The 24123-nt window shown below is 69.0% G+C and carries 24 protein-coding genes; 20 read left to right on the top strand and 4 right to left on the bottom strand.

Annotation, left to right across the window (positions count from 1 at the left end; all coding sequences use genetic code 11):
- The first annotated feature begins 85 nt into the window (after positions 1-85).
- A complete protein-coding gene (gene mfd / locus FHX42_RS00725; RefSeq protein ID WP_182542158.1) occupies positions 86-3709 on the top strand; it encodes a transcription-repair coupling factor in 3624 nt (1207 codons plus the stop codon).
- A 66-nt stretch (positions 3710-3775) separates the two neighbouring features.
- On the opposite strand, the gene FHX42_RS00730 is transcribed toward mfd, so the two are convergent.
- Genes FHX42_RS00730 through FHX42_RS00740 form a run of 3 tightly spaced genes read right to left on the bottom strand, consistent with a single transcriptional unit; the run spans position 3776 to position 5382 of the window.
- Positions 3776-4660 (bottom strand): alpha/beta hydrolase, encoded by an 885-nt coding sequence (locus tag FHX42_RS00730; protein ID WP_182542159.1) that lies wholly within the window; start codon positions 4658-4660, stop codon positions 3776-3778.
- Positions 4657-5100, bottom strand: a complete 444-nt coding sequence (locus tag FHX42_RS00735) for a hypothetical protein (RefSeq protein ID WP_182542160.1) — start codon at positions 5098-5100, stop codon at positions 4657-4659. The genes FHX42_RS00730 and FHX42_RS00735 overlap by 4 nt, the downstream gene beginning before the upstream one ends.
- A gap of 12 nt (positions 5101-5112) precedes the next feature.
- A complete protein-coding gene (locus tag FHX42_RS00740) occupies positions 5113-5382 on the bottom strand; it encodes a hypothetical protein (RefSeq protein WP_235986871.1) in 270 nt (89 codons plus the stop codon).
- A 160-nt stretch (positions 5383-5542) separates the two neighbouring features.
- Between FHX42_RS00740 and FHX42_RS00745 the strand changes: the two genes are divergently transcribed.
- From FHX42_RS00745 to FHX42_RS00790, 10 genes are all read left to right on the top strand, one after another.
- Entirely contained in the window at positions 5543-6385 is an 843-nt protein-coding gene (locus tag FHX42_RS00745; RefSeq protein ID WP_182542161.1) for a helix-turn-helix domain-containing protein, read from the top strand.
- Entirely contained in the window at positions 6378-6563 is a 186-nt protein-coding gene (locus FHX42_RS00750) for a DUF397 domain-containing protein (RefSeq protein WP_182542162.1), read from the top strand. Before FHX42_RS00745 ends, FHX42_RS00750 begins: the two co-directional genes overlap by 8 nt.
- 90 nt (positions 6564-6653) lie before the next feature.
- The gene (locus FHX42_RS00755; protein ID WP_182542163.1) at positions 6654-7058 is read left to right on the top strand and encodes a hypothetical protein; all 405 of its coding nucleotides are present in this window, start codon (positions 6654-6656) and stop codon (positions 7056-7058) included.
- The gene (locus FHX42_RS00760; protein ID WP_328795819.1) at positions 7055-7681 is read left to right on the top strand and encodes a DUF3558 domain-containing protein; all 627 of its coding nucleotides are present in this window, start codon (positions 7055-7057) and stop codon (positions 7679-7681) included. Before FHX42_RS00755 ends, FHX42_RS00760 begins: the two co-directional genes overlap by 4 nt.
- Positions 7682-7692: 11 nt before the next feature.
- Positions 7693-9129, top strand: coding sequence for a PPE domain-containing protein (locus FHX42_RS00765; protein ID WP_182542164.1), 1437 nt, complete (start codon positions 7693-7695; stop codon positions 9127-9129).
- A 15-nt stretch (positions 9130-9144) separates the two neighbouring features.
- On the top strand, positions 9145-9969 hold the full coding sequence (locus FHX42_RS00770) for an ESX secretion-associated protein EspG (protein ID WP_220479406.1): 825 nt from the start codon (positions 9145-9147) through the stop codon (positions 9967-9969).
- 192 nt (positions 9970-10161) lie between these two features.
- Positions 10162-11100, top strand: coding sequence for a hypothetical protein (locus FHX42_RS00775; RefSeq protein WP_328795820.1), 939 nt, complete (start codon positions 10162-10164; stop codon positions 11098-11100).
- A 22-nt stretch (positions 11101-11122) separates the two neighbouring features.
- Positions 11123-12118 carry a MazG family protein gene (locus FHX42_RS00780; RefSeq protein ID WP_182542166.1) on the top strand — a complete coding sequence of 332 codons (996 nt, stop codon included), beginning with the start codon at positions 11123-11125 and terminating at the stop codon, positions 12116-12118.
- An 86-nt stretch (positions 12119-12204) separates the two neighbouring features.
- Positions 12205-13059, top strand: coding sequence for a lytic murein transglycosylase (locus tag FHX42_RS00785; RefSeq protein ID WP_328795821.1), 855 nt, complete (start codon positions 12205-12207; stop codon positions 13057-13059).
- A 21-nt stretch (positions 13060-13080) separates the two neighbouring features.
- Positions 13081-14007 carry a lytic murein transglycosylase gene (locus FHX42_RS00790; RefSeq protein ID WP_328795822.1) on the top strand — a complete coding sequence of 309 codons (927 nt, stop codon included), beginning with the start codon at positions 13081-13083 and terminating at the stop codon, positions 14005-14007.
- 45 nt (positions 14008-14052) lie between these two features.
- Here FHX42_RS00790 and FHX42_RS00795 read toward each other — a convergent pair whose 3' ends face one another.
- Entirely contained in the window at positions 14053-14469 is a 417-nt protein-coding gene (locus FHX42_RS00795; protein WP_182542167.1) for a tetratricopeptide repeat protein, read from the bottom strand.
- 247 nt (positions 14470-14716) lie between these two features.
- Between FHX42_RS00795 and eno the strand changes: the two genes are divergently transcribed.
- The 9 genes from eno (at position 14717) to FHX42_RS00840 (ending at position 24047) form a co-directional block, all read left to right on the top strand.
- Positions 14717-16006, top strand: a complete 1290-nt coding sequence (eno, locus tag FHX42_RS00800) for a phosphopyruvate hydratase (RefSeq protein ID WP_182542168.1) — start codon at positions 14717-14719, stop codon at positions 16004-16006.
- The gene (locus FHX42_RS27220) at positions 16007-16513 is read left to right on the top strand and encodes an FtsB family cell division protein (protein WP_182542169.1); all 507 of its coding nucleotides are present in this window, start codon (positions 16007-16009) and stop codon (positions 16511-16513) included.
- 2 nt (positions 16514-16515) lie between these two features.
- Positions 16516-16989 carry a DUF501 domain-containing protein gene (locus FHX42_RS00810; RefSeq protein WP_182543417.1) on the top strand — a complete coding sequence of 158 codons (474 nt, stop codon included), beginning with the start codon at positions 16516-16518 and terminating at the stop codon, positions 16987-16989.
- 202 nt (positions 16990-17191) lie between these two features.
- On the top strand, positions 17192-18148 hold the full coding sequence (locus FHX42_RS00815; protein ID WP_182542170.1) for a Ppx/GppA phosphatase family protein: 957 nt from the start codon (positions 17192-17194) through the stop codon (positions 18146-18148).
- 224 nt (positions 18149-18372) lie between these two features.
- Complete coding sequence (locus FHX42_RS00820; RefSeq protein WP_182542171.1) at positions 18373-20031, top strand: peptide ABC transporter substrate-binding protein; 1659 nt, start codon at positions 18373-18375, stop codon at positions 20029-20031.
- A gap of 74 nt (positions 20032-20105) precedes the next feature.
- Positions 20106-21032, top strand: coding sequence for an ABC transporter permease (locus tag FHX42_RS00825; RefSeq protein WP_182542172.1), 927 nt, complete (start codon positions 20106-20108; stop codon positions 21030-21032).
- The gene (locus tag FHX42_RS00830; protein WP_182542173.1) at positions 21025-21990 is read left to right on the top strand and encodes an ABC transporter permease; all 966 of its coding nucleotides are present in this window, start codon (positions 21025-21027) and stop codon (positions 21988-21990) included. Before FHX42_RS00825 ends, FHX42_RS00830 begins: the two co-directional genes overlap by 8 nt.
- Positions 21991-22006: 16 nt before the next feature.
- Positions 22007-23026 carry an ABC transporter ATP-binding protein gene (locus FHX42_RS00835; protein WP_182542174.1) on the top strand — a complete coding sequence of 340 codons (1020 nt, stop codon included), beginning with the start codon at positions 22007-22009 and terminating at the stop codon, positions 23024-23026.
- On the top strand, positions 23019-24047 hold the full coding sequence (locus FHX42_RS00840; RefSeq protein ID WP_182542175.1) for an ABC transporter ATP-binding protein: 1029 nt from the start codon (positions 23019-23021) through the stop codon (positions 24045-24047). The genes FHX42_RS00835 and FHX42_RS00840 overlap by 8 nt, the downstream gene beginning before the upstream one ends.
- Positions 24048-24123: the final 76 nt, after the last annotated feature.

The following is a 24123-nucleotide window of genomic DNA, read 5'->3' on the forward strand; positions in this document are numbered from 1 at the left end:
AGCTGGACGGGTCCCCCTGTACCACGGCTCCCCGTGACGGTCGGGTGGGTATCTGTGTTTCCCGCGGCGGTGCGAGGTAGTTCCCATGACTCAGGCCGGTCCCCTGGCGGGGCTGCTCGAAACCCTGCTGAAGGACCCGGACGTGCGCCGGATCGTCGAGGCGGCCGACCGCTCTCGACTGGTGCTGGAGGGGCCGGCCGCGGCCCGGCCCCTGATCGCGTCCGCCCTGGCCTCCGAGCGCGGCGCGGAGCGTCCGGTGCTGCTGGTCACCGCGACCGGCCGCGAGTCCGACGAGGTCGCCGCCGCCGTCTCCGCCCTGATCGGTCCCGAGTCCGTCGAGGTGCTGCCCTCGTGGGAGACGCTGCCGCACGAGCGCCTGTCGCCGCGCGCCGACACCGTCGGACGCAGGATCGCGGTGCTGCGCAGGCTGGCCCACCCGGAGGAGCACCCCCACGGCCCGGTTCGGGTGCTGATCACCACGGTGCGCAGCCTGATCCAGCCGGTCGCTCCCGGGCTGGGAGAGCTGTCCCCGGTACGCCTGCGGCTGGAGGAGGAGCACGACTTCACCGCGCTGACCGAGCAGCTGACCGATCTGGCCTACGAGCGCGTCGACATGGTGGAGAAGCGCGGTCAGTTCGCCGTGCGCGGCGGCATCATCGACGTGTTCCCACCCACCGAGGAGCACCCGCAGCGCGTGGAGTTCTGGGGTGACGAGGTCACCGAGATCCGCCCGTTCTCCGTGGGTGACCAGCGCTCCGACGAGCAGGCGAGCCACTCCGAGCTGTTCGCGCCGCCGTGCCGGGAACTGCTGCTGACCGAGGAGGTGCGGCAGCGGGCCGAGGAGCTCGCCGCCCACCACGAGTCGGACCCGCAGCTGACCGAGATGCTCGGCAAGATCGCCGCGGGAGTTCCGGTCGAGGGCATGGAGGCGCTGATCCCGGCGCTGTGCGCCGGTCGGATGGAGCTGCTGACCGACCTGGTCGCGGCCGGTACCCACGTGGTGCTGGCCGATCCGGAGAAGGTGCGGGCCAGGGCCGCCGATCTGGTGCGCACCGGCAACGAGTTCCTGGAGGCCTCCTGGATGGTCGCCGCCGACGGCGGCAAGGCCCCGATCGACCTCGGCGCGTCGGCCTACCGCGACCTGGGCGAGGTCACCGAGTACACCCGCGAACTGGGGCTGCCCTGGTGGACGCTGAGCCAGCTCAGCAGCGAAGCCGTCGACACCGACGCCACCACCGCCGACGCCGAGGTGCTGCGCCCGGCGATCAGGGCGGTCGAGGCCTATCGCGGCGAGGCGGAGCGGGCCTTCGGCGATCTGCGCACCCACACGGCCGGTGGTGGGGCGGCGCTGCTCGTCGTGCCGGGCACCGGCACCGCGCAGCGTGCGGTGCAGCAGCTGCGCGAGGCGGAGCTACCGGCCAAGCACGCCGAGGAGGGGTTGGTCGCGGAACCGGAGTCCGGCGTGATCACGGTCGTGCGCGCGACCCTGGAGAACGGGTTCTCCGCGCCCGCCGTCGCCCTGAACGTGCTCACCGAGGCGGACATCACCGGCGGGGGCGGCGGCACGTCGACCAGGGACATGCGCCGGATGCCCTCGCGGCGCCGCGGCGGCGTCGATCCGCTGGCGCTCAAGCCCGGCGACCACGTCGTGCACGAGCAGCACGGCATCGGCAAGTACGTCGAGATGGTGCAGCGCACCGTCGGTGACGCCACCCGCGAGTACCTGGTGCTGGAGTACGCCTCCAGCAAGCGCGGTCAGCCCGGCGACCGGCTGTTCGTGCCCACCGACCAGCTCGACGAGGTCTCGCGCTACGTCGGCGGGGAGCTGCCCACGCTGAACAAGCTGGGCGGATCGGACTGGAAGAACACCAAGGCCAAGGCGCGCAAGGCCGTCAAGGAGATCGCCTCCGAGCTCGTGCAGCTCTACGCGGCCCGCCAGTCGGCGCCGGGACACTCCTTCGGCGAGGACACCCCGTGGCAGGCCGAGCTGGAGGACGCCTTCCCCTACGTCGAGACCGGCGACCAGCTGGCCGCGATCGAGGAGACCAAGGCGGACATGCGCAACTCCGTGCCGATGGACCGGGTGGTCTCCGGCGACGTGGGTTACGGCAAGACCGAGATCGCCGTGCGCGCCGCGTTCAAGGCGGTCCAGGACGGCAAGCAGGTCGCCGTGCTGGTGCCGACGACCCTGCTGGCCCAGCAGCACCTCAACACCTTCACCGAGCGGATGCACTCCTTCCCGGTGGTCATCAAGGGTCTGTCGCGGTTCACCGACCCGTACGAGGCCGAGCAGACGATCAACGGGCTGGCCACCGGTGAGGTCGACATCGTCATCGGCACGCACCGGCTGCTGCAGACCGGGATCCGCTACAAGGACCTCGGGATGATCGTCGTCGACGAGGAGCAGCGCTTCGGCGTCGAGCACAAGGAGCACATCAAGTCGCTGCGCACGCACGTCGACGTGCTGACCATGTCGGCCACGCCCATCCCGCGCACCCTGGAGATGAGCATGGCCGGCATCCGCGAGATGTCGACCATCCTCACCCCGCCGGAGGAGCGGCACCCGGTGCTGACCTACGTCGGCGCCTACGACGAGAAGCAGGTCGCGGCGGCGATCCGGCGCGAACTGCTGCGCGACGGTCAGGTCTTCTTCGTGCACAACCGCGTGCAGAGCATCGAGAAGGCCGCCCGCCACCTGCGGGAGCTGGTGCCCGAGGCGCGCATCGTCACCGCGCACGGACAGCTGAACGAGGACAAGCTGGAAAAGATCATCCAGGGGTTCTGGGAGCGCGAGTACGACGTGCTGGTGTGCACCACGATCATCGAGACCGGTCTGGACATCTCCAACGCCAACACGCTGATCGTGGAGCGGTCGGACACGCTGGGCCTGGCCCAGCTGCACCAGCTGCGCGGGCGCGTCGGCCGCGCCCGCGAGCGCGGTTACGCCTACTTCCTGTACCCGCCGGAGAAGCCGCTGACCGACACCGCCCACGACCGGCTGGCCACCATCGCGCAGAACTCCGAGCTGGGTTCCGGGATGGCGGTGGCCATGAAGGACCTGGAGATCCGGGGTGCGGGCAACATCCTCGGCGCCGAGCAGTCCGGCCACATCGCCGGGGTCGGGTTCGACCTGTACATGCGGCTGGTCGGCGAGGCGGTCGAAGCCTTCCGCAAGGACACGGGCGGAGGATCCGACGAGACCGAGGAGGAGCTCGCCGAGGTGCGGGTGGACCTCCCGGTCGACGCGCACATCCCGCACGACTACGTGCCGGGGGAGCGGCTGCGGCTGGAGGCGTACCGCAAGATCGCGGCGGCTCTCGGGGAGCCCGCGCTGGACGCGATGCGCTCCGAGCTGACGGACCGCTACGGCCCGCTGCCCGCTCCGGTGGAACGGCTGCTCAAGGTCGCGGCGTTCCGGCAGGTCTGCCGCGCCCACGGGATCACCGAGGTGACGTTGCAGGGCTCGTCGCTGCGGGTGACGCCGGTGGACCTGGCGGATTCGGCGCAGGTGCGACTCAAGCGGTTGTACCCGAAGGCGGTGTACAAGGCGACCATGCGCACGGTGTCGGTGCCGCGCCCGACCGAGGGCGCCGCGGGTGGACGAATGGGCGCCCCCGCGTTGCGCGACGAGGCCCTGCTCGACTGGTGCACCAAGCTCGTCGAGTCGCTGGTCGGGGCGCCCGCCGTGGCCTCCGCGTCCCCGGAGTAATTCACGATTTTCCCTAAAGTTGTGCCACAACTTTAGGGAAAATCGTGGGACGCCCGGGTCCGCCACCTACGCCAGGGCCCCGAGGATCCGGGCGAACTCGGCGGGGCGGTGGAAGAAGCCCGCGTGGCTGGTCTCGACCGAGTGCACGTCGAACGGGTTGTCCGGAGTCAGCGCGTCGGCCTCGGCGATCATCCGGTCCTGCGTGGCGAGCGTGATCGCCCGGTCCTCGGTCAACCGGACGTAGCTGCGCGGGATCGTGCCCCACGTCTCCGACCGCACCTGGCAGTCCTCGCCGCTCGTCGCGGTGTTGACGTCCGGTTCCATGAGGTCGACGAACTCGCGGAACCGGTCGTCGTCGGCGTCGGCCATGAGCGCGGCCTTCATCCGCGCGAACAGCGCCGGATCGGCGGTGCGCAGGTTGGACCGTGCGAACCCGAGTTCCGTCGAGTACCCCAGCATCGGGAACGGAACCTCGTCGAACAGGTTCGCCTCCTGCTCCGGCCACGCCATGCCCTCCGACATGGTCGAGATGCCCGCGCAGCACCACGCGGAGACGTAGACGAGCCGGTCGACGAGCTCGGGAGCGGCGTTGCCCGCGACGTTGAGGGCCATGCCGCCCGCACTGGTGCCGACCAGCACGACCGGTCCGTGCTCGGCGACCCGCCGGACGGTGTCGACGACGTGCTCCTCCCAGTCCGCGAGGGTGATCCCGGCCTGCGCCGACGGTTCTTCGGCGAGCGCTTCGAGGGCCTGCGGTGCCTGGTAGTAGGAAGCCGAGTGACGTGCGTGCGCGCCGTATCCGGGCAGGTCCAGCGCGAGCGAGCGATGTCCCAGCAGCGCCAGCTCGCGTTGCAGCGGCCCCCACACCCGAGAATTGCAGGCAGCACCGTGCACGAGCACGAACGTCGGCTGTCCCGTCGCGGAACCGTGTCTGGCGGAAGTGGTGTTCATCGGTCTCCTGTTCCCGGACGCGTGTCGCTAGGTCCCGCCCGAACGTACTCACAACGCCGGGGATTTTTGAGGGAATTTCCGGAGATGAGTCCGCAGGGGATGTGATTGTTCACAGGCCGGCACGGGTTCGGCTGCTGTGGTCGAGGCGGTTCGAGAGGGGCGCCGTGGTCGGGGTGTGACTCGTGCAGGCGGTGGCGGCCGACGTACTCCCGGGATTCCGGTGCGTCCGGTTCGGGTGGTGTGGCGGATTCTCGGTGGGGTTCGGCGGTGATGTGGGTGCGGAGGGCGGTGACGGTGATGGCCCCGGGTCCGGTTCCGGCGTGCTGGCCGGTGCACTCGCGGACGTAGCCGCCGCCGACGAGGCAGATCGTCATGACCAGCAGGGTGGCGCCCGAGACGGTCAGGGTGGCCGTGACCTGGGTGTGAGCGTCGATGAGCACGGTGGTCTCCCCTCAGAAGTCCCAGATGACGCCGGAGCACTCCTGCTGCTCGGCGATGTCGCCGCAGCGAGAGCACTGCTCGTGGATCGCGGCGGTGGTCGGGACGCGACCGGCCAGGGACGGAAAGGGCAGCCGGATCCAGCGCTGGCACAGCGTCGGCACCCATTCGCCGGGTGGGCGCGCTCCGGGCAGCACCTTGGTGGCGTGGCGGATGTCGGTGGACAGGCCGACGATCCAGAAGACGTCGTTGCGGCCGTTGTACGGACTCGGAAACATGGTCATCCTTTCGGGGTAACCCCTGGTCAGCTCCTTACCTCGGTCAAGCTAGATCGCTAAGGTTTGTTACAGCGAATTTGAAACAACGCAGTGCAGCAGTGTGTACAGCGGTATTTTTACATCAAGTGCTGACACGGTTCTCCCAGCGTTCCAGGAGGTCAACGCAATGAAACAGGCGGAAAGACTGCGTCAGGTCGGGATCGGTGTGCAACTGAAGAACCTGCGGAAAAAGAGCGGAATGACCACCCGATCGGTGGCATCCGCGCTCGGTCTCTCGCCCGCTTCGGTGAATCGCAACGAGCAAGGCCAGCGAGTTCCCGACCGGGAGGAGGCGAGCGCGCTGTGCGCGTTGTACGGAGTGACCGGTGACGAGAAGCGCGAGCTCATCGAGCGGATCGGGGAGACCTCCGAGACCGCCTCATGGTTGGCCACCGGGCATCTGCCCGACCAGCTGGCGAGCCTCATGGTGTTGGAACGGGAAGCAGTCGCGATCACCGATGCGCAGGTGGCGCTGATACCGGGGCTGGTGCAGACGGCGGACTACGCGCGCTTGGTGCTGGGCTCGCCTGCGGTGATTGACGAGGACGTCGAGCGCCGTGTCTCGACCCGTCTGGGGCGGCAAGCGATCCTGTCTCGGCCCAACGCTCCCGAGGTGTCGTTGTTCATCGACGAAGGGGTTCTGCACAGGTCTCTGGGTGACGCGTGGGTCATGCGTAGGCAGTTGGAACACTTGCTCGTGGTTCAACAGCGCGACAACGTCAGCGTCCGGGTACTCCCGTTCGACACTGCTGGCCATCCAGCAGTGGACGGTTCGTTCTCGCGGTACGAACTCGTGGACGGCAGCCCGTACATCTTCGTGGAAGGGCTGTCCTTTGGGGTCTTCATCACGGAACCAACTGAGGTGAAGCCGTTTGTGGAAGTCTGCCGTGTGCTGGACGACCGTGCGCTGGATGAGCAGGGTTCGAACAAGATGATCAAGGAGATCGCGGAGAGGTACGGCGATGAGTGAGCTGCGGTGGCGCAAGAGCACGCGGTCAGGGCAGTACAACTGCGTGGAGGTGGCGTTGGTCTCGGGGGGAGCGCTGGTGCGGGACTCCAAGGCCCCGGACGAGACTCGCGTCGGTGTGTCGGCGGGGCAGTGGCGGTCGTTCCTGACGCAGGTCAGGGCGGGTCGTTACGACGTGTGAGGCTTCGTGCCCGGATTTTGGCCGAACCGCAACACGGCCGTCCGAGCGTCTGGCAGACTGCGCGATGTTGACCGACGCAGGGGAGGTTCTGTGGGAGTCGTAAGCGCCTCGATGGCGATGACCAGTGACGGCATGGTGACCAAGCCCGCCGACGCCGAGCGCGCGATCGCCTCCGGCACGGCCAGCAGCGTCGGCTACGAGATCGACCGCGACCAGATCCCCGAAGTCATCACCAAGTTCCAGCGTGCGCTCATGCACTTGGACGATGCGGCGGGAAAGGCGCAGAGGATGGATCGCATCGTCCCTCCTGGCGGAGACCCCTACAGTCAGCAGGCGGTCAGGGCCATGGGGCCGGAGCTGGTAAGCAACTATCTGGGCTCCAACCAGCGTGACAAGGCGAACATGCAGGCGATGATCGAGAACCTGGACGCGGCCATGCGGCGCTACGACGCCGACGAGGACGAGGCCGCCCGTCGGTTCACCCCGGAGGCGTGACGGTGCGAAACAAGCTTGCCCTAACGGCTGCCGCGCTGTCGACGGTGGCCCTGCTGGCCGGATGCAGCTCAGGTTCGGGCGCCACTGAGTCTCCGGAACCTTCGTCCTCATCCGTGAACATGCACGGCGCACCGAAGGTGCGGAGTCCGCTCGATACCAAGGCGTTCCAGCAGAAGCCGTGCAGCGTGCTCAAGCCGGAGCAGATCGGCGCCCTGAATATGCAGCAGTGGGAGTCCGAAGTGGACATGGGGTCCACCGGTGGTCCTAAGTGCGCTTGGCGCTACATGGGCGGGCCACCTGACTACACGGTTTCCAGCACAGCAGTGACCTTTATGGTTGAAAGTGACGGGCTGAAGTCCTCGTACTTCCGGAAGGGCAAGGGCGTTTTCGAGTACTTCCGGGAATTGAAGCCGATCGTCGGATACCCGGCCATCGCGGCGGGTAGTTCGACTAGTACGCCGGAGAAGGAAGGCCAGTGTGAGGTCGAGGTCGGTGTCACGGACAGTCTGACCTTTCTCACGCAGGTTAAGTTTGGCAATGGCTCTTCCTACGCGGGCGATCCGTGCGGGCGTGCCCGCGACGTGGCGACCGAGGTCGTGAAGACCCTGAAGGCGGGTGCGTGATGGGCTGGGGCATGGATCTCGTCAATGGCGTCGTGGAGGGCGCCCAGAACGCCGGTAGCGCCGTCGTCGACGGAGTGCAGGCCGCTGCCAGCGCCACCGCGGACGGTTTCAACAACGCCTGCGACTGGGTGCACGACCAGTTGACGCCCGACATCCGTCCCGAGGGGACGAACGGCCACCAGATCTACGTGTGGTTCCACCACGGTCCCGGTACCGCCAGCCTCGACGATGCCGTTCAGGGCTGGGGCAAGGTGGCCGAGAAGCACACCGAGGTCTCCGCCGAGCTCGACGGCGCTCTCGGCATGATGAAGGCGAACTGGCAGGGCCAGGCCGCCGACGCGGCGCGGAGCTCGATCGGTCCGCTGCGCGACGCCGCCGACACGGCCAGCAGTCGCTGCCAGGAGGCCGGGAAGGTGCTGGAGGCGCAGAGCTCCGGGTTCAACGAGATCAAGAAGAACGTCACCGACGTGTCGGCCGAACCGCCGATGATGAACCCGCTGACACCGACTGCCAGCGCGGCCCAGGGGGAGATCTACCAGGCGCAGCAGCAGATGAACCAGGCGTCGCTGCGCAGCTACGGTGACGTCACCGGTGGCAACACGGGTGCGGTTCCGTCCTTCGACGGGCACAAGGAGCCCCCCAAGCCTCCGCCGCCGGACGGGCGGGACTCGGGCGACGGCATCGGTGTCGACGGCATCGGTGACGGTTCGGGGACGAACGCGACTCGCTACGGGAGCTCCAACGGGTCCGGTGTGGACTACTCGAATCCGGCGGGGACCGATCAGGCCGGTTACGACGGCAGCGGCAGTGGTAGTGGCAGCGGCAGTGCCAACACCGGCGGTGGCCACAACGGCGGCAGCGGCAGCGGTCAGGCTGCGGGGACGCGGTCCTCGTGGTGGTCGCAGCGCGGCGTCGTGGATACCGAGGCTTTCGGCGGTGACCATCGCGGTTCGGGCGGTATCGGTGTGTCCGCGGGTGCCGCCGGAGCCGCAGGAGCCGCCGGGCTGGTGGCCGGTGGCGCTGTTCTCGGTGGTGGTGTGCTCGGGAGCAAGGCCGGTGGTGCGGGCATCAGCGGTCGCGGCATCACCGGCACGGGAACGGGAACGGGAACGGGCACCGGTACCGGCGCGGGCGGTCGTGGTGGCACCGGATCGCTGCCCGGTGGTGGCCGCAGCGGTGTCGGCAGCGCTCCCTCGACGACGAGCGCGACGGGTGCGACGGGTGCGAGTGCCGCTCGCGCGACCACGAGCACCGGTGCGCCGATGGGGGGCGCGGCAGGGCGTGGTCGGCAGCAGGGCGACGACGACAACACCCACGAGCGTCCCGACTGGCTGCTCGACGAGCACGACCCCGACGACCTGTTCGGCACCGACGAACGCACCGCCCCTCCGGTCATCGGCATCACCAGCGCCGAGCAGGAACAGGCGGAACAGGAAAAGCAGCAGTGAGGACGGCGAACGGGGATGGTCGTGTCCCGACGGTTTGAAGCGATCATCAAGCAGCCGGTCCTGCTCGGCTACGCCTCCTACGACGTGCTGCACAGCGGTGAGTGCGGCGAGGGCGCTCCCAAGCCCACCGGGCTCGAAGGCGTCTCGCCGGGGCGCACGTACCAGGAACGCGTACGTCTGATCAAGGACGTGCTGGCCGAGCTGCGCGAGCGCGGACTGGCCTCCGTGGACAACCCGGTGCCGGAGCTGCGCGAGACCGTCCGGCTGCTGCACAACCCGCACCGGCGGATCTACGGCTGGTACGGCTTCGTCGAGGACGATCAGCGGGTGCAGGGCAGCTTCCACATCGCCGAGTCCGACGACGTGGCCGTGCTGGCGGCGTGGGAGCGCGGGCAGGTGCTGCTCGAACCGGTCGACGCCGACGACCTGCACTCGGTCGTGGCCAGTCTGCTGCCCGACGCCGTGGAACCGATCGCCGACGGCGAGATCGTCGTGACTCCGGAACGGCCCCGCCGCGCGAGCAACGACGACGACAGCGAACTGCCGTTCGTCGACCGCGATCTCGACCGCACCGAGCGGGACCCGGTGCAGCGCAAGCACGATCGCGTCGAGCAGCTCACCACCGGGGAGCAGCACTTCGTCATGCAGCTCGGCAAGGCCCACAAGAGCGCCCGGGGCGGGGAGAAGGTCAACGAGTTCCCGCTGCACTACTACTTCGGCGCCGAGGGCGCGGTGATGTCGGTGCTCAAGCGCTCCGGTCCGGATCCGGACGACGAACCGCTCCGGCACCTCATCCCGGCCACGCCCGAGGCCTTCCTCCGCGAGCTGCGCGCGCTGTAGGGGCCCAGCATCGTGGTGAACGGACCGTTTTGGCGGTGTGAGTGCGAAAACGGTCCGTTCACCCTTTGGGACAGTGGTCCGGGTCCTGACGACGACCCGGCCGGAAAACCTCGGTGGGGGAAAATCGCGAAACCCCGACGGGGACGGTGAAGGGGCGGACACGAGGTGTTGCTTCGTGAGAGAGTGCGCCCTGTGAGTCACGTCATCATTCGTCCCGCTCGCGTGATCGTCGCCGCACTGGCCGCCGCACTCCTGCTGGCCGGTTGCGGTGGTCCCAGCAGAGTCGGTGCCGCCGCGATCGTCGGTGATCAGCGCATCCCCGTCAGCCAGGTGGAATCCTGGTCCACCGTCACGATGAACGAGCAGCCCACGTTGAAGGAGAAGCTCCGGGAGCAGGGTCAGCTGGGCGAGCTCGGCAGGCGGCTGGCCGGTTTCGCCGTGCGCCAGCAGCTCGTTCGCCGGGTCGCGGAGAAGGAACAGCTCAGCGTCGACGAGCAGCAGGTCACCGCCCGGATCAAGGCGCAGGGCGGTGTTCGGCGGGCCACCGAGGGCACGATCCTGAACTCCCGCAACTTCCGCGCGTCGGTGCGCTCGCGGCTGCTCCTGGCCGAGCTCGGCCGCAAGTACGTGGACCGGTTGTCGATCACCATCGACTACACCCAGGCCACCTCCCGCGCGGATGCTCAGCGCAAGGCCCAGCGCATGGCTCGGGGCCCTCGGGAGGCCGCCGAACTCATCGCCGCCGACCGCGCCGCGGGAACCGCGACGGGGACCGGCAAGCGGATGCAGGCGATGGAGAACCCGCGGATGGCGCTCAACACCCCGCTGTTCGGCGCCGAGCCGGGAACCGTGCTGGCGTTCAGGGGGTCGAAGCAGCGCAGTGCCGGGCAGTGGATGATCGCGCTGGTCCGCGAACGCGCCACGACGAGTCAGGCGTCCGCGGAGACCGGTCAGCTCGGCGATCGGGCGATGCTGGCGTTCGGGCGGCGGCTGCTGGGCCTTACCGCCCAACGGGCCGATGTCCGGCTCAGCCCCCGCTACGGCGCGTGGGACCCGATCCAGCTCACCGCCGTCCCGGAGGAGGGGCAAACCACCGGTTTCCGGATCGGTGGCCACGCACTCTCGACGTGAGCCGGTGCGGAACAATCGCGGCATGAGCACCGCGCATCAGCCGGTCACCGGCTGCGCCGTCATCGTCATCGACGACCGCTTGGGCGATGTGCTGCCCGCTGCCGCCGCGCCGCTGCTGCGCGGAGCCGCCACCGTCCACGCCGATGCGGGGTTGTCCGAGGAGACCCGCACCGCGCTGGGCGCGACGCCGACTCCGTCGCCGGTCGACCTGCTGACGCGGGCCGCTCGCGAGCCCGTCGTGCTCGTCACCGCCGATCCCGCTTCCGGCGCGGCCGAGGCGTTGCGCGGCGGGGGAGCCCGGTGGGTCGGTTCCACGCCCCCGGCCGGAGTGGAGCTGCTGGAGGCGGTGGCCGTGATGGACCGGCTGCGCTCCCCGGGAGGCTGCCCGTGGGACGCCGAGCAGACCCACGAGTCGCTGCGGCGCTATCTCGTGGAGGAGACCTACGAGCTGCTGGACGCGCTGGAGCGCCAGGACCGCGCGGCGCTGCGCGAGGAGCTGGGTGACGTCCTGCTGCAGGTGCTGTTCCACGCGCGGGTGGCCGCCGAGGACGACGGTGACCCGTTCGGAGTGGACGAGGTGGCGGCGAGCCTGGTCACCAAGCTGATCTCCCGGCACCCGCACGTGTTCGCCGACGGGGAGCCGCTCCACAGCGCCGAGTCCCAGCAGCTGCGCTGGGAGGAGCTCAAGCAGCGGGAGAAGCGCCGCGACTCCCTCGTGGACGGTGTCGCGCTCGGCCAGCCCGCCGTGGCGCTGGCGGCCAAGCTCGCCCAGCGGGCCTCCCGGGCGGACCTGCCCGCCGAGCTGCTGCCACGGGGTGAAACGGTCGGTGCCCGGCTGTTCGCGCTGGCCGCTCAGGCCGCCCAGGACGCCGCCGACCCCGAGGACGACCTCCGCGCCGTGGCCCTGGACTTCGTCGAGCGGGTGCGCGTGGCCGAACAGCGCGCGCGGCGGACCGGTCACCAACCACCGGAGCTGACGGCCGAGCAGTGGTGGAGCTGTTGGCCGGGCTCGGAGTGAACCGTGAACGCCGGGCGTGTGACGAGAAACCGCACCATCGGCGGGCCGAACGGGCACACTGGGGTGGTTGTCGAGGGGAGACAAGGGTGTCATCGCAATCGAGTCCGGTCCGGACGTGGTCGCTCCGGGTCCTGGGGGCGGCGATCATGGTCGTGCTGGTGCTGTTGTCCTGGGTCGTGCTGCGGAGACTCGACGACCACCAGCAGCAGCCCACGCCCAGCATCCCGCCCGATCCACTGCCCGTGGCCTCGGCACCGCCGGATCCCGGCGTCGAGCCCCCGGCCGTGCACGTGCTGCCCGCGGACGCGCCGCCGCGTCCGCCCGAGGACAGACCGCAGGGCCAGCTCACCGGGTGGTCGAGGTCGATGTCCGACGAGCTCAACATTCCCGAGGCCGCGCTGGAGGCCTACGGCTACGCCGCCAGCGTGCTGGAGGTCACCGAACCCACCTGCGGGCTGACCTGGACCGTGTTGGCCGGGATCGGTGCCGTGGAGTCCGGCCACGGCCGTTACGGAGGGGCGGACCTCGACGAGACCGGACGGCCGAGCACCCCGATTCGGGGGATGCCGCTGGACGGGCGCGAAGGCATCAAGACCATCCACGACACCGACGACGGCGTCCTCGACGGAGACGAGGTCTACGACCGGGCCGTGGGGCCGTTGCAGTTCATCCCCACCACGTGGAACCGGTGGGCCGTCGACGCCGATGCCGACGGTGCCGCCGACCCCGACGACATCGACGACGCCGCCCTGGCCGCGGGCAACTACTTGTGCGACTCCGCCGGTGATCTGCGCGAGCCCCAGCAGTACTGGAAAGCGCTGCTGGAGTACAACGCCAGCGAGGAGTACGGCCAGCAGGTGCTCAACCACGCCGACTACTACGGCGGGCGCAGTCACCGACTGATCGGGGCGGAACGGTCGCGACCCCTCGGCAACGACTGATCGGGCACGTAGCCTGTCCGAGTGATCCAGCCTGGTCGGGTGATCCGTCCCACGACGGCGAGCACCCCCCTCCGCCGAGTGCTGGCGGCCACCGGGCGGCTGACGTTCGCCCTGTCGCTGCTCGGACTGATGGTGTTCGGCGTCGGCCTGCTCGCCGAGTTCGCACGACCGAGCCCGGCGCCGGTGGCGGGGCCGCTGCCCGAGCGGGAGGTCGAGCCGGCGCCGGTGCGGCCGGGATCGTCGGCGCCTCCCGTGCGTGAACCCGCCCCCGAACCACGTGCGGAGCCCGAACCACGTGCGGAGGCCGAACCTCGTGCGGAGGCCGAGCCACGTGCGGAGGCCGAGCCACGCACGGAGGCCGAGCCTCGTGCGGAGGCCGAGCCGGTGCGAGAGTGGGCCAACCGGGTGGCCGCAGGAGTCGACGTGCCCGCGCGGGCGCTGGTGGCTTACGTCAACGCCGATCTGGCGATGAGCGAGTACCGGTCGGAGTGCCGGATCTCCTGGGCCACTCTCGCGGGGATCGGGCGCGTCGAGTCCGATCACGGACGGTACGGGGACCGCAGCCTGGGGGCGGACGGTCGGCCGTCGAGTCCGATCATCGGTGTCGCTCTCGACGGCGGCCCCGAGGTGCGTGCCATCGGTGACACCGACGACGGTCGGATCGACGGGGACCCGGTGCACGACCGGGCCGTGGGGACGATGCAGTTCATCCCCTCGACCTGGGCGAAGTGGTCCACCGACGGTGACGGGGACGGCACCGGTGACCCGCAGGATCTCGACGACGCCGCGATGGCCGCCGCCAGGTACCTGTGCGCGGGCGGGCGCGACATGAGCACCGGTCGGGGCTGGTGGGCCGGAGTGCTGTCGTACAACAACTCGGTGGCCTACGGGCAGCGGGTCTTCGCCCTGGCCGAGACCTACGCCAACGCCGTCAACCGCAGGCGATGAGGAGGGTTCGCGGAGTGGCTCGCGCAGGGGTCGGGTGGGGGAACCTCAGCCGTTGCCGTTGCCGTTGCCGTTGCCGTTGCCGTTGCCGTTGCCGTTGACGGCGATGCGTGCGTTGATCTCCCCGAGCATCTCCTGGTAGGCGGGGTCCGGGTACATGGTGGCGGCCAGCCGTATCTGGGTCTGGGCCTCGTCGAGCCGCCCCTGCCGTTGCAGGGTGCGGCCCAGCACCAGCCGCGCGTAGTGGTCGGAGGGATCGAGTTCGATCACCCGTGCGAAGGCTCGCTCGGCGCGGTGCAACTGCGCGGAGAACAGGTACGCGCGTCCGAGCAGCAGTTGCACGCTGGGTTTGTCGGAGGCGGTGTCGAGGACGGGTTCCAGTACGCGCAGCGCCTCCAGGGGTCTGCGCTGCGTCACCAGGGTTTCCGCTTGGCGGAAAGCTTCCACGATATCGCCGCTACTCATGGGCCGCCGCTTCCCGTGGACTTTTCCGGTCACCCTTCCGGGCCCCGTCACGGTACCTCGGTGATCGGTGTCTCCTCCACCGCTGCGCGGTCACGGAAAACGGCGACGGGAACCACGATCGGGGCGAGTCCCCGGCGAACACGAGGCGGATCGGCGATAGGCTCGGAGGTGGTCGTCGGGCGTTCGAGTCACACCGAGCCGCGCTCGGCCGCAACGTCCATAGTTCACAGGCTGATTAGGAGCACACGTGGCGATCATCGAGCAGGTCGGCGCCCGCGAGATCCTGGACTCGCGCGGTAATCCCACCGTCGAAGTCGAGGTGGCGCTGGACGACGGCACGCTGACCCGCGCCGCGGTTCCCTCGGGCGCGTCGACCGGCGAGCACGAGGCCGTCGAGCTGCGCGACGGTGACCCCGCCCGCTACGGCGGCAAGGGCGTGGAGAAGGCCGTCGCGGCGGTACTGGACGAGATCGACCCGGCGCTCTCCGGGGTCGAGGCGATCGAGCAGCGGGTGGTGGACCAGAAGCTGCTCGACCTGGACGGCACCCCGGACAAGTCCCGGCTCGGCGCCAACGCCGTGCTCGGGGTCTCGCTGGCCGTGGCCAAGGCAGCGGCCGAGTCCACGGGCCTGGAGCCCTTCCGCTACGTGGGCGGCCCGAACGCCCACGTGCTGCCGGTACCGATGATGAACATCCTCAACGGCGGCGCTCACGCCGACACCGGGGTGGACGTCCAGGAGTTCATGATCGCCCCGATCGGTGCGGACTCGTTCTCCGAGGCACTGCGCTGGGGCGCGGAGACCTACCAGGCGCTGAAGTCGGTGCTGAAGTCCAAGGGCCTGGGCACCGGGCTGGGCGACGAGGGCGGCTTCGCCCCCGACCTGGCGAACAACCGCGAGGCGCTGGACCTGATCGGCACCGCGGTCGACAAGGCCGGCTACAAGCTGGGGCGCGACATCGTGCTGGCCCTGGACGTGGCCGCCAGCGAGTTCTACAGCGACGGCGTCTACCACTTCGAGAAGTCCGAGCGCAGCGCCGAGCAGATGGTGAGCTACTACACCGAGCTGCTGGACTCCTACCCGCTGGTCTCCCTGGAGGACCCGCTGTCGGAGAACGACTGGGACGGCTGGGCGAAGATGACCTCCCAGCTGGGTGAGCGGGTGCAGATCGTCGGCGACGACCTGTTCGTCACCAACCCCGACCGGCTGGAGGAGGGCATCAACCGCCGCGCGGGCAACGCCCTGCTGGTCAAGGTCAACCAGATCGGCACGCTCTCGGAGACCCTGGACGCGGTCAACCTCGCCAACTCCGGCGGCTACCGCAGCATGCTCAGCCACCGTTCCGGCGAGACCGAGGACACCACGATCGCCGACCTGGCCGTGGCCACCGGTTGCGGGCAGATCAAGACCGGCGCCCCGGCCCGCAGCGAGCGGGTCGCCAAGTACAACCAGCTGCTGCGCATCGAGGAGACCCTCGGCGACGCGGCTCGCTACGCCGGTGAACTGGCCTTCCCCCGATTCACGTCCTCGGAGTCGTAAGTGCCGACCGGGCGCGAGCAGCAGGGCGGGCGGCGCGGTCGGGGAACCAACACCTCGGCGCGCCGCTCCGAACGCGCCCGTTCCGCGCGGTCGGGTGGGCAGCGCTCCACCCGACCGCGTCCCGGTACCGGTGGGGCTTTCAAGCTGGCCTCCACCCGTCGGGCGGCGGTGCTGGCGATACTGGTGTGCGCGATGGCGCTGAGCGTGTCGGTCCCGCTGCGCACCTACATGAGCCAGCGCGACGAGTTGCAGGCCAAGCAGCAGCAACAGGCCGAGCTGGCCGAGGACGTGCACGAGCTGTCCAAACGCAAGGACATGTTGTCCGATCCCCAGCACGTGGAGGCCGAGGCGCGCAGGCGGTTGGGATTGGTGCGGCCGGGCGAGACGCCCTACGTCGTGCACCTGCCTCCGGGCAAGAAACCGGAGAAGCCCGAGCCGGCGCCGAAGCCGAAGGACGTTCCGTGGTACCAGCAGTTGTGGCAGTCGTTGACAGGAGGAGGTTCGTGACGGTGTCGCTCACGCCGATCACAGAGAGTGACCGGGAGATCGTCGAGCGGCAGCTCGGACGCCCGCCACGAGGGGCGCGGGCGGTCGCCGCCCGCGACTCCGCGGGGGAACCGGCCGTCGTGATCACCAATCCGCGGCTGGAGGACGGGACGCCGTTCCCGACGCTGTACTACCTGACCTCGCCGCGGCTGGTCGCTCCGGTCTCGACCCTGGAGTCCGAGGGGAGGATGCGGGAGATGACCGACCGCCTCGCCGAGGAGCCGGAGCTGGCCGAGCGCTACCGCCACGCGCACAGCTGCTACCTCGCCGACCGCGACGCGATCGAACCGCTGGGCACCGACGTGAGCGCGGGCGGGATGCCCGACCGGGTGAAGTGCCTGCACGTGCACGTCGCCCACTCCCTGGCCGTCGGCCCCGGAGTGAACCCCTTCGGAGACGAAGCGCTGGAAGAGATCGCCCGTCGCTGGTCTCTTTAGAGTGCACGGGTCGGTTCGCGTGGCGGCACGGGTAGCGAAACCTCAGCCGGAGCCGTGCCGGGGTTCGTGCGATTTTCCCTAAAGTTGTGGCACAACTTTAGGGAAAATCGCCACGGCCCCGGGCCGCGTCGAGGAGTCCCGGTTACTGCGTAGCGTGGTAGGTGATCGGGGAAGTACCCCGGTGCTCCGGAGGAGGAAACTGATGCCACGGGTGGCGGCGATCGACTGCGGGACGAACTCGATCCGGTTGCTGATCGCGGATGTGACGATCCACGACGACGGCACCCGCGCGCTGCGTGACGTGCATCGCGAGATGCGCATCGTCCGGCTCGGCCAGGGGGTGGACGCGACGGGGCGGCTGGCCGACGAGGCCGTCCAGCGAACCAGGGGCGCGCTCACCGACTACGCCGCGACCATCCGCCGCGAGAACACCGAGCGCACGCGGATGGTGGCCACCTCGGCGACCCGGGACGCCGCCAACCGCGAGGAGTTCTTCGCGATGGTGCGCGAGACGCTCGGTGTGGACGCCGAGATCATCACCGGCAGCGAGGAGGCCCACCTGTCCTTCGTCGGCGCCGTCGGCGATCTCGACCCGAGCGACGGTCCGTTCGTGGTGACCGACATCGGCGGTGGCTCCACCGAACTCGTTCTCGGGACGTGGGACGGGGCTCAAGCTCGGGTCGAGGCGTCCTTCTCGACCGATGTCGGTTCCGTGCGGCTCACGGAGCGTTGTCTGCACGCCGACCCGCCGACCGCCGAGCAGGTGGCGGAGGCGGAGAAGGTCGCTCGTGGGGTGCTCGACGAGGCCTTCGCCGCGGTCGACTCCTCGCGGGCCCGCACCTGGGTCGGGGTGGCGGGCACGGTCACCACGTTCTCGGCGATCGCCCAGGGGCTGGACAGCTACGACCCCGCGGCGATTCACCTGTCTCACCTGTCCCGCCGGAGCCTGGAGGACACGAAGCGCTCGCTGCTGGAGATGAACCACGACCAGCGCGCGGCCATCGGTCCGATGCACCCCGGGCGGGTGGACGTCATCGGCGGCGGGGCGCTGGTGGTCAAGGTGCTCGCCGACGAGCTGGCCGAACGAGCCGGGATCACCGGGCTCACCGTCAGTGAGCACGACATCCTCGACGGTATCGCCCTGTCGCTGACCGAGTAGCATTCTCACGCACTCGGATTCCCGTTATGTGGACACTCGCGTTCCATCTTCTGGGTGAATTACCTGCTGTATCGAGTCAGAAGATGACGGGTTAATGACATCGCATTGTCGTGAGCTGCATCTCCCTTATGTTTACCGACGACTGACAAGGCGGTGAACAGCGCCGCCGGCGTGGTGCTCCCGCATACCCGCGCGGGAGCCACGCGGGACGTGGGAGGAACTCGATGCGCAGAACACGCATGGCCGCGCCGGTCGCGGCCACGCTGTCGGTGGCCCTTTTGGCCGCCGGTTGCGGCGGTGGCAGTGGTGGTGTCACCAAGAAAACCGGAACCCTGGACGACCCGATCGTCGTCCAGTGGGGTGAGCCGGAGAACCCGCTGGTGCCCACCAACACCACCGAGGTCAACGGCGGCAACGTCCTCGATCCGCTGTTCACCGGGCTGGTCGAGTACGAGCCGAAGACCTTCAAGCCCCACAACGCGATGGCGAAGTCGATCGAGCCATCGCCGGACAAGAAGACCTACACCGTCGAGCTCAAGGAAGGCTGGAAGTTCCACGACGGCGAGGAAGTCACCGCCGACAACTTCGTGCGTGCCTGGAACTACGGCGCCTACGCCCCGAACGGGCAGCTGACCGCCAGCTTCTTCAGCAAGATCCAGGGCTACGACGAGGTGCACCCGAGCGACCCGGACGGCGACTCGGGCCCGAAGGAGCCGCCGAAGCCCACGGCCGAGAAGATGTCCGGTCTGAAGGTCGTCGACGACCACACCTTCACGATCACGCTCGAGAATCCGTTCACCATCTTCCCGACCACCCTGGGATACAGCGCCTTCGCGCCGATGCCGGACGTGTTCTTCGAGGACAAGGCGAAGTACGAGAAGACCCCGATCGGCAACGGGCCGTTCAAGTTCGAGAAGCGCACGCCCAAGCAGAGCCTGACCGTGACCTCCTACGACAAGTACAAGGGCGAGGACAAGGCCCAGGTCGACGCGGTCAAGTTCAAGGTCTACAAGAAGCTGACCACGGCCTACCAGGACCTCAAGTCGGGCAACCTGGACGTGCAGCGGCAGGTTCCCACCTCGGCGCTGGTCGGCGGGCGCTGGAAGGAGGAGCTGGGCGACAACGCCATCCAGCGCGAGGGCATGCTCACCGCCACGCTGAGCTTCCCGCTCTACAAGGAGAAGTTCCAGGACCCGAACCTGCGCAAGGCCATCTCGATGGCCGTCGACCGGGAATCGATCATGAAGAGCGTCTTCTCGGGCAGCCGTGAGGCGATGCACGAGTGGGCCGCCCCCTCGGTGGACGGGTTCGAGGCCGGCAGGTGCGGCCAGTGGTGTACCTACGACGAGGCCAAGGCCAAGGAGTACCTGAAGAAGGCCGGCGGCTTCCAGGGAACGCTGACCATCAGCAGCAACGCCGACGGCAGCCACCAGGAGTGGGTCAAGGCCGTGGCGGGCAGCATCCGCGACACGCTGGGCATCAAGGTGGCCTTCCAGCCCGTGCCGACCTTCAGCGAGTTCCGCGAGAAGATCAACTCCCACAAGATGACCGGGCTGTTCCGCAGCGGCTGGGTGGCCGACTACCCCAACATCCAGACGTTCCTGGGCCCGCTCTACAGCACGGGTGGTTCCTCCAACGACAGCGGGTACTCCAGCCCGGCCTTCGACAAGGCGATGCAGCAGGCCAGCAGCGCTTCGAGCGTGAAGCAGGCCAACGAGCTCTACGGCCAGGCGGCCGACGTGCTGAGCAAGGACATGCCGGTGATCCCGATCTACTCGCAGCCGATCCAGGCGGGCAAGTCGGACCGGGTTGCCACGGCCACCATGACGCCGCGGCGCTCGCTGGCCCTGACCACGCTCACGGTCGCCAAGCCGAAGGAGTGAACCCACAGCGATAGCGGTCCGGTCCGCCGTCCCCGCGACGGCGGACCGGGCGTGTCCTTGTCGAAGGAGGTCCGGTGGGTCGTTACATACTGCGACGGCTGTTGCAGTTGATCCCCGTGTTCATCGGAACGACGTTCATCATCTACGCCCTGGTCTGGGCGATTCCCGGCAACCCGTTCGCCGGCAAGTGCGGCAGTCGCGGTTGCCCGCCCACCTACATCGCGGAGATGACCCAGCAGTACAACCTCGACGATCCGATCTACGTCTCGTACTTCAAGTACCTCGGTGATCTGCTGACGGGGAACTTCGGCGAGACCTACTCCGGTATCGAGGTCAGCACGCTGATCCAGAACGCCTATCCCGTCACGCTCAAGCTCGCCCTGATCGCTCTGGTCATCGAGGGCGTCATCGGGATCTCGGCCGGGGTCCTCACCGCGCTGCGGGGCAAGGGCTTCCTGGACAGCCTGGTGCTCGCCTCCACGTTGTTCCTCATCGCGATTCCCGTGTTCGTCACGGGTTTCGTCCTGCAGTACCTGCTGGGCGTCCAGCTGGAGTGGATCGACCCCTCGGTCAGCTCGGACCCGGGGATCGGGGAGCTGATCCTCCCAGGATTCGTGCTCGGCAGCCTGTCGATGGCCTACATCTCCCGGCTCAGCCGCACTTCCATGCTGGAGAACAAGAGCGCGGACTACATCCGCACCGCCACGGCCAAGGGGCTCGCCCCGCGGCGGGTGGTCGGGATCCACATGCTGCGGAACTCGCTGATCCCGGTCGTGACCTTCCTCGGCACCGACCTCGGTGCCCTGATGGGCGGTGCGATCGTGACCGAGGGAATCTTCAACATCCCGGGCATCGGTGGCCTGGTCTACGACGCGATCCTCGGCCAGGAGGGCACCACCGTCACCGCCGTCGTGGCACTGCTGGTGATGGTCTATCTGCTGATGAACCTGCTCGTGGACGTTCTCTACGCGGCGCTCGATCCGAGGATTCGATATGACTGACTCAGGCGAAGCACGGCAGAGCGTCCTGGAACCCTCCGCGACCACGGAGGAAAGCGAGGCCGGGACGGCTCCGCGGAAAACCGAGAAACAGCGCGGGCTGTGGGGAGAGGCCTGGCGCGACCTGCGTCGACGTCCCCTGTTCATCGCTTCGGCGATCCTCATCGCGATCCTGCTCGTGATCGCGGCGTTCCCGGGGCTGTTCGCGAGTGCCGACCCCAATACCCAGCTGCTGAGCAAGGCGCGCCAGGACCCGTCGGGCGAGGCGTGGTTCGGTTACGACCACCTGGGGCGCGACATCTACGCCCGCGTCATCCACGGTGCCCGCGCCTCGATCATCGTCGGGGTGTTCTCGACGCTGCTGGCCGTGCTGCTCGGTTCCCTCATCGGACTGGTGGGCGGATACTTCGGCGGCAAGACCGACAGCTCCCTGTCCCGGTTCGCCGAGATCTTCCTCGGCCTGCCCTTCGTGCTCGGCGCCATCGTCATCCTGTCCACCTTCAACGCCGGGATCGAGGGAAATCCGGGAACGGTGCGGGTGATGACCCAGGTCGTCGTGACCATCGGGATACTGGCCTGGCCGATCAGCATGCGGATCATGCGTTCGGCGGCGATCACGTCCAAGCAGCAGGACTACGTCAAGGCGGCCAAGGCGTTGGGTGCCAGCCACGGCAGGATCATCTTCCGCCACATCCTGCCGAACTCGGTGGCACCGGTGATGGTCTACGCAACGATCGCGCTCGGCCAGTTCATCGGTCTGGAGGCGACGCTGTCGTACCTCGGGCTGGGGCTGCGCGCCCCCGTGGTCTCGTGGGGGATCATGATCTCCGACTCGCAGAACTACCTCTTCAGCGCCCCGCACATGCTGCTGTTCCCGGCGATGTTCCTGGTGATCACCGTGCTGGCGTTCGTGATGCTGGGCGACGCCGTGCGCGACGCGCTGGACCCGAAGCAGAGTTAGAAGGAGGGCAACCGCTGTGTCCACGAAGGACGAGAAGGCAGGCGGCTCTCCGGAGTCGCGGCTGCTGGAGGTCGACGACCTGCACGTGGAGTTCCGCTCCCGCGAGGAGACGGCCCACGTGCTCAACGGCGTGAGCTACCACGTCGACGCGGGGGAGACCCTGGCCGTGCTGGGCGAGTCCGGTTCAGGCAAGAGCGTGACGGCCCAGACGGTGATGGGCATCCTGGACACCCCGCCCGGCCACGTCACCGGTGGCTCGATCCGCTACCGGGGCGAGGAGATGCTGTCGGCCACCGAGCAGCGCCGCCGCGAGCTGCGCGGCGAGAACACGGCCATGATCTTCCAGGACGCGCTGTCGGCGCTGAACCCGGTGTTCACCGTCGGGTTCCAGATCGCCGAGCAGTTCCGCTTCCGGCGGGGCATGTCGCGCAAGGACGCGATGGCCAAGGCGGTCGAGATGCTGGACATGGTCCAGATCCCCAATGCCGGGCAGCGCGTGAAGGAGTTCCCGCACCAGTTCTCCGGCGGGATGCGCCAGCGCGCCATGATCGCCATGTCGCTGGCGCTGGACCCGGACCTGCTCATCGCCGACGAGCCGACCACCGCGCTCGACGTCACCGTGCAGGCCCAGATCATGGACCTGCTCGACGAGCTGCGCCGCGAGCGCGACATGGGCCTGGTCCTGATCACCCACGACCTCGGCGTCGTCGCCGAGGTGGCCGACCGCATCGTGGTCATGTACGCGGGGCGGATCATGGAGCAGGCCGACGCGCACTCGCTGTACTCCCAGCCCGGCCACCCCTACACCGAGGGGTTGATGGAGTCCATCCCGCGGCTGGACATGAAGGGGCACGAGCTCGCCAGCATCAAGGGGCTGCCGCCGAACCCGAGCGACACCCCGCCCGGATGCCCGTTCCACCCGCGTTGCCACCGGGCCGAGGACGAGTGCCGCGAGAAGCGGCCCGAGCTCCACGACCTGGGCGCGGGCCGCCTCAGTGCCTGCCACTTCGCCGAGGAGCTGATCAGCCGTGACTGAACCCGTGTTGCAGGTCCGCGACCTCGTCAAGCACTTCCCGGTGACTCAGGGGGTGGTGTTCAAGCGCACCATCGGGCACGTCCGCGCGGTCGACGGCGTCTCCTTCGACCTGAACAAGGGCGAGACGCTCGGAGTGGTCGGGGAGTCCGGGTGCGGCAAGTCCACGCTGGCCCAGGTGCTGATGCGGCTGGAGCAGCCGACCAGCGGCACCGCGCTGTTCGAGGGCGCGGACATGTTCGCCAAGAAGGGCGCCGAGCTGCGCGAACTGCGTCGCCAGATGCAGGTGGTGCTGCAGGACCCCTACACCTCGCTCAACCCGCGCAAGACGGTCGGTGACATCGTCGGGGAGCCCTTCGAGATCCACCCCGAGGTGGCGCCGAAGGAGGACCGGCAGCGCCGGGTCCAGGAGCTGCTGGACATCGTCGGACTCAACCCCGGGCACATCCGGCGGTACCCGCACCAGTTCTCCGGCGGGCAGCGCCAGCGCATCGGCATCGCCCGCGCGCTCGCGCTGCGCCCGAAGGTGATCGTCTGCGACGAGCCGGTCTCGGCCCTGGACGTGTCGATCCAGGCGCAGGTGATGAACCTGCTCGGCGAGTTGCAGTCGGAGTTCGGGCTGTCCTACATCTTCATCGCCCACGACCTCGGAGTGGTGCGGCACCTGTCCGACCGGGTGGCGGTGATGTACCTGGGCAAGATGGTCGAGACCGGCACCGAGGACCAGATCTACGAGCACCCGCAGCACCCCTACACCCAGGCGCTGCTGTCGTCGGTGCCGGTGCCCGACCCGGAGCTGCGGGACCGCCGCGAGACGATCCGGCTGAGCGGGGACGTGCCGAGTCCGGCCAACCCGCCGTCCGGGTGCCGGTTCCGCACGCGGTGCTGGCGGGCCCAGGACCTCTGCGCCGAGCAGCAGCCGGAGTTGGAGGTGCGACTGGACGGCGGACGGATCGACCCCGACGCCGAGGGCCACCCCAGCGCCTGCCACTTCGCCGAGCAGCACCCGCACGTGGTGAAGTGAGGTCGGCCGCGGGGAGGCGCCCGGCGGCACCCAGCCGGGCCTTTCCCAAAGGGTGAACGGGCCGTTTTGGCACTCT

The organism is Halosaccharopolyspora lacisalsi (assembly GCF_014137975.1).
In the GTDB taxonomy this organism is placed as follows: domain Bacteria; phylum Actinomycetota; class Actinomycetes; order Mycobacteriales; family Pseudonocardiaceae; genus Halosaccharopolyspora; species Halosaccharopolyspora lacisalsi.

Coding starts and splice junctions, on each gene's coding strand:
- mfd (WP_182542158.1), top strand. CDS start 86: ATGACTCAGGCCGGTCCCCTGGCGGGGCTGCTCGAAACCCTGCTGAAG.
- FHX42_RS00730 (WP_182542159.1), bottom strand. CDS start 4,660: ATGAACACCACTTCCGCCAGACACGGTTCCGCGACGGGACAGCCGACG.
- FHX42_RS00740 (WP_235986871.1), bottom strand. CDS start 5,382: ATGACCATGTTTCCGAGTCCGTACAACGGCCGCAACGACGTCTTCTGG.
- FHX42_RS00745 (WP_182542161.1), top strand. CDS start 5,543: ATGAAACAGGCGGAAAGACTGCGTCAGGTCGGGATCGGTGTGCAACTG.
- FHX42_RS00750 (WP_182542162.1), top strand. CDS start 6,378: ATGAGTGAGCTGCGGTGGCGCAAGAGCACGCGGTCAGGGCAGTACAAC.
- FHX42_RS00765 (WP_182542164.1), top strand. CDS start 7,693: ATGGATCTCGTCAATGGCGTCGTGGAGGGCGCCCAGAACGCCGGTAGC.
- FHX42_RS00770 (WP_220479406.1), top strand. CDS start 9,145: ATGGTCGTGTCCCGACGGTTTGAAGCGATCATCAAGCAGCCGGTCCTG.
- FHX42_RS00780 (WP_182542166.1), top strand. CDS start 11,123: ATGAGCACCGCGCATCAGCCGGTCACCGGCTGCGCCGTCATCGTCATC.
- FHX42_RS00795 (WP_182542167.1), bottom strand. CDS start 14,469: ATGAGTAGCGGCGATATCGTGGAAGCTTTCCGCCAAGCGGAAACCCTG.
- FHX42_RS00815 (WP_182542170.1), top strand. CDS start 17,192: ATGCCACGGGTGGCGGCGATCGACTGCGGGACGAACTCGATCCGGTTG.
- FHX42_RS00820 (WP_182542171.1), top strand. CDS start 18,373: ATGCGCAGAACACGCATGGCCGCGCCGGTCGCGGCCACGCTGTCGGTG.
- FHX42_RS00830 (WP_182542173.1), top strand. CDS start 21,025: ATGACTGACTCAGGCGAAGCACGGCAGAGCGTCCTGGAACCCTCCGCG.